Origin of the sequence: Bacillus sp. S2(2019) (genome assembly GCF_005144805.1) — a bacterium.
GTDB lineage: Bacteria > Bacillota > Bacilli > Bacillales > Bacillaceae > Bacillus > Bacillus altitudinis.
This window is the reverse complement of record NZ_SWFL01000001.1, coordinates 133,464-146,894: the sequence shown is the minus strand read 5'-3', so window position 1 is coordinate 146,894 and position 13,431 is coordinate 133,464. Positions and strand designations below refer to the sequence as shown.

17 protein-coding genes are annotated in these 13,431 nt (G+C 41.2%); 12 read left to right on the top strand and 5 right to left on the bottom strand.

Annotation, left to right across the window (positions count from 1 at the left end; translation table 11 throughout):
• The first annotated feature begins 4 nt into the window (after nucleotides 1-4).
• Nucleotides 5-493: an immunity protein YezG family protein gene (locus tag FBF75_RS00755; protein WP_136944345.1), complete on the top strand. Its 489-nt coding sequence runs from the start codon at nucleotides 5-7 to the stop codon at nucleotides 491-493.
• Between the two features lie 70 nt (nucleotides 494-563).
• Here FBF75_RS00755 and FBF75_RS00750 read toward each other — a convergent pair whose 3' ends face one another.
• Nucleotides 564-1,025 (bottom strand): macro domain-containing protein, encoded by a 462-nt coding sequence (locus FBF75_RS00750; RefSeq protein WP_025207379.1) that lies wholly within the window; start codon nucleotides 1,023-1,025, stop codon nucleotides 564-566.
• Between the two features lie 165 nt (nucleotides 1,026-1,190).
• On the opposite strand from FBF75_RS00750, the gene FBF75_RS00745 reads away from it, so the two are divergent.
• Nucleotides 1,191-1,733 carry a GNAT family N-acetyltransferase gene (locus tag FBF75_RS00745; RefSeq protein WP_025207380.1) on the top strand — a complete coding sequence of 181 codons (543 nt, stop codon included), beginning with the start codon at nucleotides 1,191-1,193 and terminating at the stop codon, nucleotides 1,731-1,733.
• Between the two features lie 33 nt (nucleotides 1,734-1,766).
• Entirely contained in the window at nucleotides 1,767-2,030 is a 264-nt protein-coding gene (locus tag FBF75_RS00740; RefSeq protein ID WP_240692305.1) for a phosphatase PAP2 family protein, read from the top strand.
• Between the two features lie 119 nt (nucleotides 2,031-2,149).
• On the opposite strand, the gene FBF75_RS00735 is transcribed toward FBF75_RS00740, so the two are convergent.
• Nucleotides 2,150-2,521: an iron chaperone gene (locus FBF75_RS00735; protein WP_017357912.1), complete on the bottom strand. Its 372-nt coding sequence runs from the start codon at nucleotides 2,519-2,521 to the stop codon at nucleotides 2,150-2,152.
• Nucleotides 2,522-2,905: 384 nt separating this feature from the next.
• Here FBF75_RS00735 and FBF75_RS00730 point away from each other — a divergent pair, with 384 nt between their 5' ends.
• The 5 genes from FBF75_RS00730 (at nucleotide 2,906) to FBF75_RS00710 (ending at nucleotide 7,237) form a co-directional block, all read left to right on the top strand.
• The gene (locus tag FBF75_RS00730; RefSeq protein ID WP_024720419.1) at nucleotides 2,906-3,559 is read left to right on the top strand and encodes a CotZ-related putative spore coat protein; all 654 of its coding nucleotides are present in this window, start codon (nucleotides 2,906-2,908) and stop codon (nucleotides 3,557-3,559) included.
• A gap of 74 nt (nucleotides 3,560-3,633) precedes the next feature.
• Nucleotides 3,634-3,978: a DUF3992 domain-containing protein gene (locus FBF75_RS00725; protein WP_008343952.1), complete on the top strand. Its 345-nt coding sequence runs from the start codon at nucleotides 3,634-3,636 to the stop codon at nucleotides 3,976-3,978.
• A gap of 44 nt (nucleotides 3,979-4,022) precedes the next feature.
• Nucleotides 4,023-5,195, top strand: coding sequence for a BclA C-terminal domain-containing protein (locus tag FBF75_RS00720; protein WP_205826474.1), 1,173 nt, complete (start codon nucleotides 4,023-4,025; stop codon nucleotides 5,193-5,195).
• Nucleotides 5,196-5,440: 245 nt separating this feature from the next.
• Nucleotides 5,441-6,553 (top strand): response regulator aspartate phosphatase, encoded by a 1,113-nt coding sequence (locus tag FBF75_RS00715; RefSeq protein WP_041092242.1) that lies wholly within the window; start codon nucleotides 5,441-5,443, stop codon nucleotides 6,551-6,553.
• Nucleotides 6,554-7,015: 462 nt separating this feature from the next.
• Nucleotides 7,016-7,237 carry a hypothetical protein gene (locus tag FBF75_RS00710; protein ID WP_008343948.1) on the top strand — a complete coding sequence of 74 codons (222 nt, stop codon included), beginning with the start codon at nucleotides 7,016-7,018 and terminating at the stop codon, nucleotides 7,235-7,237.
• Nucleotides 7,238-7,276: 39 nt separating this feature from the next.
• Here FBF75_RS00710 and FBF75_RS00705 read toward each other — a convergent pair whose 3' ends face one another.
• Nucleotides 7,277-7,972, bottom strand: coding sequence for a YoaK family protein (locus FBF75_RS00705; RefSeq protein WP_035700895.1), 696 nt, complete (start codon nucleotides 7,970-7,972; stop codon nucleotides 7,277-7,279).
• Between the two features lie 34 nt (nucleotides 7,973-8,006).
• Complete coding sequence (locus FBF75_RS00700; protein WP_136944344.1) at nucleotides 8,007-9,872, bottom strand: DNA ligase D; 1,866 nt, start codon at nucleotides 9,870-9,872, stop codon at nucleotides 8,007-8,009.
• A gap of 114 nt (nucleotides 9,873-9,986) precedes the next feature.
• On the opposite strand from FBF75_RS00700, the gene ku reads away from it, so the two are divergent.
• Nucleotides 9,987-10,835: a non-homologous end joining protein Ku gene (gene ku, locus FBF75_RS00695; RefSeq protein WP_008343945.1), complete on the top strand. Its 849-nt coding sequence runs from the start codon at nucleotides 9,987-9,989 to the stop codon at nucleotides 10,833-10,835.
• 28 nt (nucleotides 10,836-10,863) lie between these two features.
• Here the strand turns inward: ku and FBF75_RS00690 are convergent, their stop codons facing one another.
• Nucleotides 10,864-11,307, bottom strand: a complete 444-nt coding sequence (locus tag FBF75_RS00690) for a DUF2188 domain-containing protein (RefSeq protein WP_060832353.1) — start codon at nucleotides 11,305-11,307, stop codon at nucleotides 10,864-10,866.
• A 159-nt stretch (nucleotides 11,308-11,466) separates the two neighbouring features.
• On the opposite strand from FBF75_RS00690, the gene FBF75_RS00685 reads away from it, so the two are divergent.
• From FBF75_RS00685 to FBF75_RS00675, 3 genes are all read left to right on the top strand, one after another.
• Nucleotides 11,467-11,940 carry a VOC family protein gene (locus FBF75_RS00685; RefSeq protein WP_051626170.1) on the top strand — a complete coding sequence of 158 codons (474 nt, stop codon included), beginning with the start codon at nucleotides 11,467-11,469 and terminating at the stop codon, nucleotides 11,938-11,940.
• Between the two features lie 48 nt (nucleotides 11,941-11,988).
• Nucleotides 11,989-12,402, top strand: a complete 414-nt coding sequence (locus FBF75_RS00680) for an Rrf2 family transcriptional regulator (RefSeq protein ID WP_035700902.1) — start codon at nucleotides 11,989-11,991, stop codon at nucleotides 12,400-12,402.
• A gap of 135 nt (nucleotides 12,403-12,537) precedes the next feature.
• Nucleotides 12,538-13,389 (top strand): SDR family oxidoreductase, encoded by an 852-nt coding sequence (locus FBF75_RS00675; RefSeq protein WP_136944343.1) that lies wholly within the window; start codon nucleotides 12,538-12,540, stop codon nucleotides 13,387-13,389.
• Nucleotides 13,390-13,431: the final 42 nt, after the last annotated feature.

Below are 13,431 nucleotides of genomic sequence, written 5' to 3'. Positions count from 1 at the left end.
TAATATGGAAAACATAACAATAGATTCTATCTATCAAAAAATAGCTGAACTTATTCATGATAACATTCCAGTTGAATGGGAAAAAATACGAATGTATACGGAAGTGGTCAAACACGAAGCAGAAATAACTTTTTACTTTAGAAAAAAGGGTGATAAGGAGTTTATTTACGGGCACAATATACCTAAATTATTTAATATCAGTAGATCAATATATATGGATTTTTTAGTTGAATTAACACGATTATTTAGACAGTTAAAAACATTTTATAAAAAAAATAATTATGGTTCATGGACTAATCTCACGCTTGAGATGGAGCATTCAGGTAAATTCTCGATTGAATATGGGTATGAAGATATTTTCTCATTAGGTATTGATGGTGATCAAAGAATAGCCGTTTGGGAATACGAAACGTTCGGATTTCTACCTGAAGATGAGGAAGATAAAGAAGCTGTGCTAGATTATTTGAAAAATAAAGAAGAAAATAGAAAATAGCAAATGACCCTCCAAATGAATGAAGGAGGGTTTTTGTAATATTTGTTTTCATCGGAATTTCTCATTTCATCTATTTAAACCGATAAACAGTCACTTCACACTCACCAAGGACCTCTTCCATCATCTCTCGAACAATCGTCCAATCGCCGCCTGCCAAGCCGCAGCCGATCCCATAAGGAATGGCGATAGAATGAAGGGGGTTCTTTTCATTTGGATTTGTCACTGTCTGTTTTAGATGTTCAAAGCAGCTGCGTAATGCGTCGTCATCTGTTTGTTTTGTTTTTCTTCCGTATCCAACTTGGGCGAATAAGTTGGCAATGGTTTTTCCGTCGCTCGTTGTGATGAACTGGACGGAGCTTAATAAATCATCTCCTTGTTCTGCACATAACCGTTTATAGTCTTTATACACATTTGGGTATTTGCTTTTGATTTGCTTTGCTAATCCTGCTCCCATGACACCCTTACAATTCACTTGGTGACAGATGATGTCTTCTTCTGCGTCTAAGATATTGCCTTCTACCGTTTTAATCATTTTAAGTCATCCCTTTTCAATAAAATGCAAACTTATGTTCTATTATATCAGTTTTGATGACATTATGTTTAAAAAAATGGATACGTTCATACGACCAAATTGGCAAAAAAAGTCCATGACATCTAAAATAGTGAAAGATAAAGAAAAAGTAGTAAGGAGAGTCTTATGGATAAAATAGAAACAAATCGTTTAATTCTTAGACCATTTCGTGATGAAGATGCACCCGGAATGCTTGCATACTTGTCTCAACCAAGAGTAAATTGTTTTCTGGATGATCAAATCTCTACATTAGAAGAAGCGGTCGCTAAGGTGCAAAAAAGAAAAGCAGATCACTCTTATATGGCGGTTTGTTTAAAAGAAAGTCAGTTGATTATCGGTGAACTGTTTCATTTAAAAGATGAGCCGGATACGTATTCGATTGGCTGGAATTTTCATGCGTCATATGAAGGAAAGGGATATGCCCGTGAAAGTGCTGAAGCGCTCTTGTCATATCTATTTGTCAATAAAGGAGCAAGACGCTTATATGCATATGTAGAGGATGACAATGATCGATCTCAAACATTATGTGAGCGTTTAGGCATGAGGAAGGAAGGCCTCTTTCTTGAGTTTGTTTCATTTACTACAAATGAAGATGGCACACCTAAATATGAAAATACCTATCAATATGCTTTGCTGAAAAAAGAATGGGAGCAGTATCATTCTAAATAGTGCATGGTTTCTTGGTATTGGGATGACAACGAAGTGACAAAATGTGAAATGATCTCATTGTTTTTTTCGCTCGTTACCGGAGCAGAAGAATGGATGATGATATCTGCTGGGTTGACCTTTATTTTGGCAAAGGTGCTAGGGAAAGTAGCTGGGATCTTTTATTCCAATCAGCAGCCCTTTGCAGAATTGAATCAAGTTAATCTTTTAATCGAAAAGAACGACTGTTTTCCTAGAGATCACGCACCTTTTTTATTTTTTCTATTTGTATGGTCTTTTGGCTTTCCGCAAGGGCGTTAATGTACTTCTGTCGTGCTTTGAATGGGTGGAGCAGAAATGGGCAGGAGAGAGAACCAAATAGAATGTAAATCCCACGAAAAAACACCCCAATCTGTTATGACATCAGATCGGGGTGTTTATTACTTTCGCCAAAATGTAGTACAATCTGCTTTGTCTTCAATGTTAAATTCGATGATTTTTTTTAGCAGAGGATAGTCAATCGGTAAGCTTTCTTTCATCCGAAACATCTTTTTTCCATGGTCATAACCAGCTTGTACAATATCTGCTGAAAAGTGATCAATCCCTTTTCCTTCTGGTGCGACAGAAATGTGGTGTTTTGCGACGCTAAATCCGATAATAAATGTGCCATGATCTGTGAACATGGGCTGATTCCAAGCAATTCTTGGCTCTAATTGAGGGAATGTGTCTGAAATCCATTGTAAGATGTCTTGCATGCGCTGTTTCAGCTCTGGATGACCGATGTTGCTTACATATTCTTCAAAAACCTGCATTGTTTTCATCCTCCATATTCATCAAGCCTCAGACGGGATTCGAACCCGCACTCCTTTCGTAAGCATAGGCTAGGGGGCAACACGCTTCCCTACGGAATTTCACCGACAGGAGTTTCACCTGTCTCAGCTCATTTTCTTTTCGGTGCTTCTGAAACCCTTGCCTTGCGACCCGCTAGCTACAATTGTTTTACGGCGCTCTTCCCTTCTAGAGCTACTGAGGCACGGAAGTTCTTGTTCATATTATATAGAGAAACTTGAAAAATGAAAAGCTATGCTCATCATCTAATCCAATCGCACAAAATAGTCAAAGGCACATATGATAAAAGACCATATAGTTATGTATACAGCATGGAATTGGGCTGATTGAAAGTGACAAACCTGTTGATGAGTAAACTAAAAGAGATAAACAATCAAACAAAATTAGAAGGCTTTACTCACAAACGTTCGATGAGTTCTCCCTTTTTGCTCACCATGGAAGATGGGGAACCTTTTTACTCATGGGTGTTTTTTGAAAGAAGTGTGTTTAAGACTTGCTATTTTTCTTTGAGTTCTATCAATGAAAAGCAGAATTGTGTGGTGTTGGAACTTCTTGTACCGTGTTGCAATAGATCAACATGCTGTCAAAAAGTTTTGTATCGATCCAGTTCGAAAATTCTTGTAGATCTTTCTTTTTTATGTGGAATCATTGAAGTAGAGCTTCCTGTATATGATGCGCTTATTTTAAAAAACATAGAATCTCACCACATCTTTCTTTGTTTTTCCACAACGCCCAGTTCGGTGGAAGTATGGCGGAATGGAACAAAATTTCTCAATACGGCAACTGTTGTGTTGCATCATCAAGATCATCAGGATGTACCAGTCGCAATTAGGATTCACACTGGTACATTTTGTTATGATCTTCTTGTCCAAAAAGGAGAAAGTCGTGCGATTACTGTGAAAGATGTGAAATTTATCTTGAAATCTCCATCAACTGAAAATGTGCAAGCACGATTAGACATGCAAATCAACATGGTGCAAAGAAGAAAAATAAAGCTTTGAAGCTGTGATAATCGCACAATCATCCAATATCAATGGATCATAGTCTATCAAGACTAGGTTGAAGGAGGGTTAAAATGGCTATTTTAGGCGGATGTAGTAATGAACAAGCGGGCTTTGTAAATGATGCAGTATGCTTCACACTTGATTTAGCAGCAGCAGCTGATGCAGTTGTCGTCTGGACAGATGGAACACCTTATGTCATAAACGGAACCATCATGGTGGAAAACAATGGGATTGTGGCTGTAGCACCTACTGTGGCTTTAGAGGTAAACGGTACAGCTGTTCCTGATTTCACGGTACCTCCAGGAGAGAGTCGATCCATTACGCTCAGTGATCTGAACTCGATTGGGATTTTAGCTACTGGTGGAACCTCGACTGGAAGTATTGTCGTTTCGTTTTCTCTCAATTATCAGTATTAGTGTGTATGTCTTGAAAATTCCACAGTTTGAAAGTAGTGTGAGACATGTGCGCCCAACTTAATATGTGTGGAGGAATAACTGGTCCGACTGGAGCCACGGGTTCAACAGGAGTAACTGGTCCAACGGGAGCCACGGGTTCAACCGGAGTAACTGGCCCAACGGGAGCCACAGGTTCAACAGGAGTAACCGGTCCAACGGGAGCCACGGGTTCAACAGGAATAACTGGTCCAACCGGAGCCACGGGTTCAACCGGAGTAACTGGCCCAACGGGAGCCACGGGTTCAACAGGAATAACTGGTCCAACGGGAGCCACGGGTTCAACCGGAGTCACGGGTCCAACGGGAGTAACCGGCCCAACGGGAGCCACGGGTTCAACGGGAGTAACTGGCCCAACGGGAGCCACGGGTTCAACCGGAGTCACGGGTCCAACGGGAGCCACGGGTTCAACCGGAGTCACGGGTCCAACGGGAGCCACGGGTTCAACAGGAATAACTGGTCCAACGGGAGCCACGGGCTCAACGGGAGTAACTGGCCCAACGGGAGCCACGGGTTCAACAGGAATAACCGGTCCAACGGGAGCCACGGGCTCAACGGGATCGACGGGTTTAACGGGAGCCACGGGCTCAACGGGATCGACGGGTCCAACGGGAGTAACCGGCTCAACGGGAGTAACTGGCCCAACGGGAGCCACGGGTTCAACAGGAATAACCGGCCCGACTGGAGCCACGGGTTCAACCGGTGCAACGGGCACAACTGGTGCCACAGGTCCAACCGGAGCCACAGGTGCCACAGGTCCAACCGGTACTAGTTTAACAACTAATTCGATGTACGCATCCAATACGTCGGGAAGTACGGTGCTGGTTGTTTTGGGCGGAACGGCAGTGACGCTGCCTAATAACCAAAGTTTAGATGGATTTACCGTAAGTGGTGGTAATACGGTGTTTACTGTACCTGTTTCAGGGCGATATTTTATCACGTATCAAGTAAATACAAGCGCTGCACTTCTGGCAGGAACAAGGGTGATTAACAACGGAACACCCATAGCAGGGTCTATTTTAACACCTGCTTTATCTACATCTACCTACAATGTATCTCTCATTACAACACTTGCAGCAGGGAATCAAATTTCTCTTCAAATATTCGGTTTAGTCGCAACCGTAGTATTACTTGGCGGGGGATCTGTTGGAGCGGCATTAACCATTATCAGATTGGAATAAATCCAAAAAGCCCAATAAGGGCTTTTTTTTCAATTCAACCGTGTCCTTTAATAGAAAAAAGACGGAATTTTTAGTGTATGCATCATTGACTAGGAGAAAGAAACGCAATAACAAAGGAATCGGTTATTGAAGATTCAAGTGATTCATATTAAAATGATGTCAAATGGACGAATTAGCAATTGCTAATAGAAGTTCCATATTTAGTGAAATCATGTGGTGTAGCTGAAGGTGATTGGGGGTGTAGAATGAGCAAAGTTCCTGTGGCGGAATTGGCATCACTATTAAATGACTGGAACATGGAAATCAAAAAAGATCATGCAGATGAGGCAGAACGGCTATTTGCTAAAGCGAAACAAGCAGTAGAGGAAATTGATGATGCTGACATCCTCATGTATTATTCTCTTCTTGAGAAAAGGCATCATATTCTGATGTACAATTTAAGAGGGCAAAAAGGCAATGTTTCAACGAAAAGTAAAGAAGGCCATTATGGGAAAAAAGATGATGATTTATCTAATCGCCTTGCTTACTATTTTGATTTTTATGAGGGTGTGTATGAACAGCATCAGGGGAATTATGAGGTTGCATTACAGATGTATCAAAGTGCGGAAAAGCTCTTAGATAAAATTCCAAGTGAAATCGAACGCGCTGATTTCGATTTTAAGGTCGCGTGGCTTTACTATCGCCTGAGTCATATCATGCTTTCATTAAGTTATATTCGCAGGGCTCTACACGTCTATAAACGTCACAAGCACTATGAAAGAAGAACTGCACTTTCATATTCTCTTATTGCAGCCAACCTTACAGAGATTGGCAGGTACGAAGAAGCGCTTGAGAATTATCGTTTAGCGGAAGAGGTGTTGACGAGCGAACAGGATGATTTTATGCTGGCTCAGCACCACCATAATGTGGCCATTTTATATTCATTTTGGAATAAACCGAAAGAATCCATACGACATCTTGAAAAAGCATTGTCTCATCAAGAGTATTATGATTCAGATTTCTTTTTCCATTCTACGTATCTGATCAGCCGGGAACTCTGTGTGATTGGTGAAAAGCAGCGCGCAAGCCAGTATATAGAGGCTGCATATGCACGAATAAAAGATGCTTCTCATGAAGTGTTTCAGCTCAAAATAGGCATCGTACATGATCTTTACTTAACGAATGTGCCACAAAGATTTCAGCAAATTAATGAGAAATTAAGAAAGTTAGAAGAAAAGAATGAATATCATGAAGTGAAAGAGCTTTCTCACTTTGCTGCAAAGTATTGTGAAAAGCAAGCACTTTATGAGCAGTCTGTTTTTTACTTGAATAAAAGTTTAGAAGCGGATTTACATATGAAAAGAATGGGGTTGATATAAGATGAAAACAGGATTAAAAGTATTATTCGTTGTGGGTTTAGCGGTCGCTGCGGCTGTTTTAACTGAAAATGTAGCGGGTTCTTTCGAAGTAGCAGAAAAAATCATTGGTGGTTAATCACCCAATCATATCTCGCCCTTGTTGATGATCATCAGCAAGGGTTTTTTATATGGGTGAAAATAGGCTCTTCTTATTAAACGCTGCAAGAACGTTTAATAAGAAGAATTCGCAACAAAGGGGGTGTGCAAATTTGTTACCTGCTCCATTATTCTAAATAAACATAGGGCAGAGCAACAAGTTAAAAAGGTCACCTTTCTTTGCTTAATTTAATTTTTTGCAGGACTTTTCATTCAAATTTTATGAAATTGGTCTATTGTACATAGAAATTGTTACAAAAGAGGGAACACCGCTCCATTTGTCACGCATATGATGAGATGAAGTGTAAGTTGAAGGCAGGTGATTGTATGGATCCACGGGTGTATGGAGGCTTTCATGGCGGCGGTTTTAGCGGTGGAGCAGTGGGACCTCATATTGGCTTTGGCGGGTATTATGTGAGCCCTGGCGTGTTCTCGGGCTTAGGAGGTTACCCTGGATATGGAGGGTTCGGGACGTTTTCTGGATATTCTCCATATGGCTCCACATTCATTATGGGGCGTCCTCCTGGTTTTTATGTAAGAAGTTATTAATGTTTCATCAAAGTGGTTGAAATAGCCATCTAAGATTGGCTATTTCAATTGGTGAAAGTGCTTAAATGTAGCTGTGATTACAATAACCCCTAGGATGCAAATAGGCAGCCAAATGATGATAAACGGATCGTACGCATCTGTGTATGCTGCTAAAGCAGCACCTAGGCAGTAAAAGACAATAGATCCAATTCGCAGAAAGCTCACATGCTGAATAGGGGCTTTTCTTTTTTCCCGATTTGATAAGCGCTGCGCCAAATCTTCAAATAAGTTAGCAAGTGTACTCGTTAAAACTGTTGTAGAAATGCCAGCGACATTTAATTTACGTGCGGCCGCCGTTTGCATGCCCATCGCCATACTTAAAAGAATAATCAGCATAAAATAAGCACCTTGCGTATAAGGAAAAATGGTCATAAGAGCAAATAGAAGCAAGATGATGACTTCTATGATAAAGATGCGTGTAACGGCTTTTGGCCAAAATGTTTTTTCTTGTTTTCCACCTATGACAACAGCTAGTAAAACACCTAGAACAAATCCGCTAAGTGCCGTGATGGAATGAAGAGCGGTTAACTGCAATGAACTGCCTGCTGCAATGCCAAGCAGTACAATATTTCCCGTCATATTTGCTGTAAACACATGCCCAAGGCTTAAATAGCCAATAACATCCACTATTCCTGCGGTAAGACATAAGAACATCAGTGCAATGTTTCGTATTGAGTGTGCGGTCAAAATAGTCATCCCTTTCTTCCTCTCTAATGAATAAGTGTAACGCTTAATGACCGCGTGTGTCCATTTTATGAGCTGGTAATATGTCCTGCAGCTGATATAAAACTTGTCGAAAAGAATCATCATTCACATGGTGCCTCATTTGACGGAATGGATCGCCTTTTTCCTTTAGACGTTTCATAACAGCCGGCATCGTAAATAAAGAAGGATGACATTCTTCGCTATTTAATTCTTCCCATTCAATCGGTGTTGCAACAAGTCCAAGCTCGTTTCCTCTCGGGGAATACGGGGCGATGATTGTTTTTCCAGCATCATGTTGAAGGTAGTCTAAATATAAACGGTTGCCGCGGTTTTTCTTTAGACGCTCTAGCGTAAACAGCTCGGGTGCTTGTTCGCATAAAAATTGGCAGATGAACGCAGTGAATTGTCTAGTTTGTTCATATGTGAAGGCATTTTTCTTCAATGGGATATAAACTTGCAGCCCTTTCCCACCACTTGTTTTAATAAATGCGGTGAGAAAGAGTCCATCTAAAATGGCCTTGATTCGTTTGGCTGCTTCTATTGCTAGGTGAAACTCTTTAACAGAAGGCGGATCTAAATCAAATACAATTTCTACAGGCCGATCTGTATCTCTCGTTTCAAAAGGAATATGAAATTCCATCGCCAGCTGGTTACCAAGCCAAAGCAACGTGTCAGGATCATTACAGATTGTGTAAGAAATATCGTTCGCTTGATCTGTCTCAACAAAATCAGGCGCATAATCGGGCGTTGCCTTTTGATAAAAAGATTCTCCACCAGTGCCATGAGGAAAGCGTATTAACGTAAGACGTCTTTCACGTAAAAAGGGTAATAAATAGGGAGCGGCTTGCCTCAAATAAAGTAAGTAATCTGCCTTTGTGATATGAAGGGCAGGTACAACCGGTTTCTCTGGGTGGGTGACGTCAATCATAGCTGGGAGCGGATAAAGCTGTTTGAGCATGTGTTGAAAGGTACACGTTGCTGGATCTGCATCGAATAAAAACGAAAAGAACCGGGGCTCACGTAAGGCTGATCCATCAAAAGAAATACAGGCGATCTTTGCGACAATGGATGGTGGGATTTCATAATGTGATGCTCCAGTCATTTGACCTTTGGTTAGAAATAAGGTGCGCAGGGTTTGTTCTTCTTCTTTAGAAAAACCATGCTTAAATTGGACAACCTCTAAGAGATTCGTTTCTTGATAAAGACATCCTTGAAAATAGCCATTGTCTTTATCAAAACGAGTCACGATGACAGATACAAACCGCCAATTTTTGATTTTGAGCCATTCTTTCGAGCGGGTATGCTCCTGCCATTTACTCATCTTCTTTTTAGCAACTAATCCTTCCGCTAAATAGGTCAGCATGATTTTTTTCATGTCATCAGAGCTGCTATCGGTTTGGATGATTTGAAGAAGAGAGGGGTGATTCAGCTGAACGGAGGGAGGAAGATTTGCTGCTTGGAACACCTCATGCAGCTCAGCTTTTCTTACAATCAGCGGTAAATCAACGAGGGATTTCCCTTTGCATCTCAATAGATCAAATGCAATCAAATGGCATGGAAACCGCTTAGCCTGGCGTTGAATGGTTTCTGTGTTTTTCAGGCGGCCTCTTTGCTGAACTTTAGTAAAGTCGCTTTCTTGTTCACTCAGTAAAAAGACCAATTCTCCATCTAGGGTCAGCGGTAAAAAAGGTGCAAGCTGCTTTGTTAGTTGCTGGCACTGATCAATGACTTCAGGAAATTGTTCATTTAATCGCTTTCCGGCTCTGCTCTCTAAATGGATGGCGTCTTTTTCCCATATAAGAATGGCCCTAAAGCCGTCATATTTTAATTCATACAGCCAGTCTGCTCCAACAGGAATATCATGTGCAGACGTTAAACGCATCGGTTTCATTGTGTTTTCACTTCCTTACATCATGTGTTCTTATGGTGGGATGAAATTTTCATAAACATACATAACTCTGATGAAAACATTACATAGTAAGAAGAAAAGAACGGAGGCGTTACGATGCATACAGTATGGAAGGGCGGCATTAGCTTCGGACTGGTCAATATTCCAGTCAAGCTGTTTACCGCTACAGAAAACAAAGATATTAAATTAAGACAGCTTCATAAAGAATGCCATACGCCGATTAACTACAAAAAGGTTTGTGCTAACTGCGGCGAGGAGGTAGCGCCAGAGCAAATTGTAAAAGCGTACGAGTATGCCAAAAATAAATTCATTGAATTGGATGAGGAAGAACTCGAAAGGCTGAGAAAAGAAAATGAAGAAAAAGCCGTCGAAATTATTGATTTTGTGAAGATAGAAGAAATCGACCCCATCTATTATGAAAGAAGTTATTTTCTATCTCCAGATACCGGCGGAGCAAAGGCTTATTCATTATTAAGAAAAGCGTTGCAAGAATCAGGGAAAATCGGTGTAGCCAAGATCATGATTCGCTCAAAGGAGCAATTAGCGATTGTTAGGTGCTACGAACATATTTTACTAATGGAAACCATTCATTTCCCTGACGAAATTAGGCAAGTATCAGACGTCCCGAATATCCCGCAAGAGGAAAACATCGTGAAGAAAGAGTTAGACACAGCGCTCCTTTTAATTGAGCAGCTGACCACCACATTCGATCCAGCCGCATATCGGGATGAATACAGAGAGCAGCTGATGAATGTCATTGGAGACAAAATCTCTGGAGAACATACCGTTCAGCCAGAAACGACAGGTAAAAAAGAGGCTTCATCCAATGTCACCGATTTAATGGCCGCTTTGCAGGCTTCTATCGATCGATCAAAACCGGCAAAAACGAAAAAAGCAGCACCTAAGAAAAGAAAAGCACCCGCTAAAAAAGAAAAGAATGCATAAAGAAAAGACCGCTCGCCAAAGGGCGGTCTTATTTTGGCTTCACCACATCCTGAATCGTCCCGTCTGTTCGGTGGATGACAACTGCTGTTCCTTTTTTAGATGAAATCTCTTTCGCGCGGTCGATGGCTTCCTGTTTCGTTTCTTTTACCTCACTTGCACGCTTCGCTTTTTCAGTTTGAACCGCCCAGCCTTCATCATGTTTCACGACATGCTGCGCATGATCCATGAGCTCAGGTCGTGCAGAGCTGCTTTTCTTAGAAGGAGTCACAGAACCATGAGAGTGAAAGTCCTCCATTTCTTTTTCCGTCGCATTCTTTTTCCACTCTTTCGCTTGATTGATCGCAATTGGAATCGCTCTACCTTCTTCATAGCCTTCCTGCACCATTTTGTTGGAAATCTCAAGTGCTTTTTTTCGAATGACTTTGTCTAGTGATTGGAATGAAGCTGGATAATCTTCCATTGTCCAAGGCATATTGAACGCTCCTTTCTTTTATTTGAACACCTTCCCCCATATGCAATGGATCAAACATTTAACCATCTCAATCCAATGGCTTGGTTGAAATACATCGTTTTGCTGAGGAAGAATGTTTTCAATTCCTGCACAATAGAAGATAGTAAAGGAGTGATTGAAATGATGATGAAAGGCTTGTATGAAGCACATTTACCTGTGAGTGATTTGAAGGCATCCATTTCTTTTTATGAAAAATTGGAATTAACACTTGCTCATGAAAATGAACGAGTGGCTTTTCTATGGATTGAGAAAGGAAAGAGCTGGCTTGGCTTATGGAAGGCTGATATATCCACTATTCCATATCATCCAGCCACTCGACATGTTGCGTTCCAAATAGAAACATCCAGCATTGAGCAGATCAAAGAATGGCTGATAGAAAAAGGGATCAGCATACATCCGATGTTTGGCTTTTCGGAAGAGCAACAGCCTTTAGTACTTGATAATCCGCCACAATTTCATGCCGCGATTTACTTTCTTGACCCAGATGGCAATTTGCTTGAATGCATTGCACCGCTTGAAATCGATGCAGGAGAACATCATGAGATGATGACATTTGAAGATTGGGAAAGAAAGAAACATCCGTTTATTGATTGACAAAACCGCTTATTGTAACTATATTGATTACAACGGTGGTGAAGGAATGTGAAACAAATTAGCAGCAGATATACCATTGCTGTTCATATCTTGTCTTTTATTGCGGGTGTTTCAAAAGAGTGCACAGGGGATTTTATTGCAGAAAGTGTTAATTCAAATCCAGTCATTATCAGAAAAATGATGGCTATGCTCAAAAAGGCGGATCTCATTGAGATTCGCCGAGGAGTTGGCGGTGCTTCTTTAAAAAGGCCGGCAGAGGACATTACTCTACTAGATGTGTACCGGGCTGTGGATGTAAGCGAAGATGAAGAGTTATTTAACTTTCATCAACCAGTCATTGCATGTCCAATTGGTCAAGCCATGGATACGAGACTGCGGCAAGAACTTAAAGAAGCACAGTCCGCACTTGAGCATCACCTTAAACAAGTGACAATTAAGCAATTATTAATCGAGGCGGAGTAGAAAAAGCTCATACATAGAGCTTTTTTTACCCCTTCGTTGTAACCATTTCGATTATAACGAATGATCTGATGCAAGAAACCAGCTGCTTCATACATGAAACATCACCGTTGAACGAAAAATGAGGAGGTCAAATCAATGACATTATTAGTGACAGGTGCAACAGGACAACTTGGATCGCTCGTCGTCAAACATTTGCTCGCAAAAGTACCAGCTGAACAATTGGCGGTCAGTGTTCGAGATCCGCAAAAAGCAGTTCATCTAAAGGAAGCTGGGGTGGATGTGCGCAAGGGAGACTTCACACAGCCGGATACACTTCAATCAGCGTTTCAAGGGATTGATCGCCTTTTGATCATTTCGTCTGGGGATGGAGACCGCGTGAAGCAGCATATCAATGCCATCCAAGCAGCGAAAGCAGCAAATGTGTCATTTATTGCTTATACAAGTGTTGTCAATGCAAGAGAAAGTCAGCTTAACCTAGCACATGACCATGCAAAAACAGAAGAAGCAATTTTGGCCTCTGGCATACCTCATGTTTTTCTAAGAAACAATTGGTATGTGGAAAATGAAAAAGATACGATTCTGGCATCAGTGAACGGAGCGCCGTTTATCAGCCCAATTGGTGAAGGTAAAGTCGGCTGGGCAACAAGAAATGACTATGCAGAAGCAGCAGCAAATGCGTTAACACTGCCGGCACATGATCAGGAAATCTATGAATTGTCAGGACCGCTTCGCACACACACTGAACTTGCACAAATGGTTAGCAAAGTGAGCGGGAAAGAAATCAAAGTAGAGCACATGGATGTAGATACATTTGGAGAATTTTTAGCGTCAAATGGTGTACCGAAAGAAGCTGTTCCATTTGTCAAAGCGATGCAAAGCGGAATTCGCGATGGGGCATTGGCAGTCGAAAGCCATGATTTCGAAAAACTATTAGGCCGTTCTTTAACATCTATTGAAGATAGAATACGAGAAATGATGTCAAACTAAACATGTAAAAACGCCCTGTAAAAAGGGCGTTTTTTCTATCCT

Excerpts from the sequence above, each read along its gene's own strand:
- FBF75_RS00755 (WP_136944345.1), top strand. The coding sequence starts at position 5 with ATGGAAAACATAACAATAGATTCTATCTATCAAAAAATAGCTGAACTT.
- FBF75_RS00750 (WP_025207379.1), bottom strand. The coding sequence starts at position 1,025 with ATGATTAAAACGGTAGAAGGCAATATCTTAGACGCAGAAGAAGACATC.
- FBF75_RS00745 (WP_025207380.1), top strand. The coding sequence starts at position 1,191 with ATGGATAAAATAGAAACAAATCGTTTAATTCTTAGACCATTTCGTGAT.
- FBF75_RS00735 (WP_017357912.1), bottom strand. The coding sequence starts at position 2,521 with ATGCAGGTTTTTGAAGAATATGTAAGCAACATCGGTCATCCAGAGCTG.
- FBF75_RS00730 (WP_024720419.1), top strand. The coding sequence starts at position 2,906 with ATGAGTAAACTAAAAGAGATAAACAATCAAACAAAATTAGAAGGCTTT.
- FBF75_RS00725 (WP_008343952.1), top strand. The coding sequence starts at position 3,634 with ATGGCTATTTTAGGCGGATGTAGTAATGAACAAGCGGGCTTTGTAAAT.
- FBF75_RS00720 (WP_205826474.1), top strand. The coding sequence starts at position 4,023 with ATGTGCGCCCAACTTAATATGTGTGGAGGAATAACTGGTCCGACTGGA.
- FBF75_RS00715 (WP_041092242.1), top strand. The coding sequence starts at position 5,441 with ATGAGCAAAGTTCCTGTGGCGGAATTGGCATCACTATTAAATGACTGG.
- FBF75_RS00710 (WP_008343948.1), top strand. The coding sequence starts at position 7,016 with ATGGATCCACGGGTGTATGGAGGCTTTCATGGCGGCGGTTTTAGCGGT.
- FBF75_RS00705 (WP_035700895.1), bottom strand. The coding sequence starts at position 7,972 with ATGACTATTTTGACCGCACACTCAATACGAAACATTGCACTGATGTTC.
- FBF75_RS00700 (WP_136944344.1), bottom strand. The coding sequence starts at position 9,872 with ATGAAACCGATGCGTTTAACGTCTGCACATGATATTCCTGTTGGAGCA.
- ku (WP_008343945.1), top strand. The coding sequence starts at position 9,987 with ATGCATACAGTATGGAAGGGCGGCATTAGCTTCGGACTGGTCAATATT.
- FBF75_RS00690 (WP_060832353.1), bottom strand. The coding sequence starts at position 11,307 with ATGCCTTGGACAATGGAAGATTATCCAGCTTCATTCCAATCACTAGAC.
- FBF75_RS00685 (WP_051626170.1), top strand. The coding sequence starts at position 11,467 with ATGATGATGAAAGGCTTGTATGAAGCACATTTACCTGTGAGTGATTTG.
- FBF75_RS00675 (WP_136944343.1), top strand. The coding sequence starts at position 12,538 with ATGACATTATTAGTGACAGGTGCAACAGGACAACTTGGATCGCTCGTC.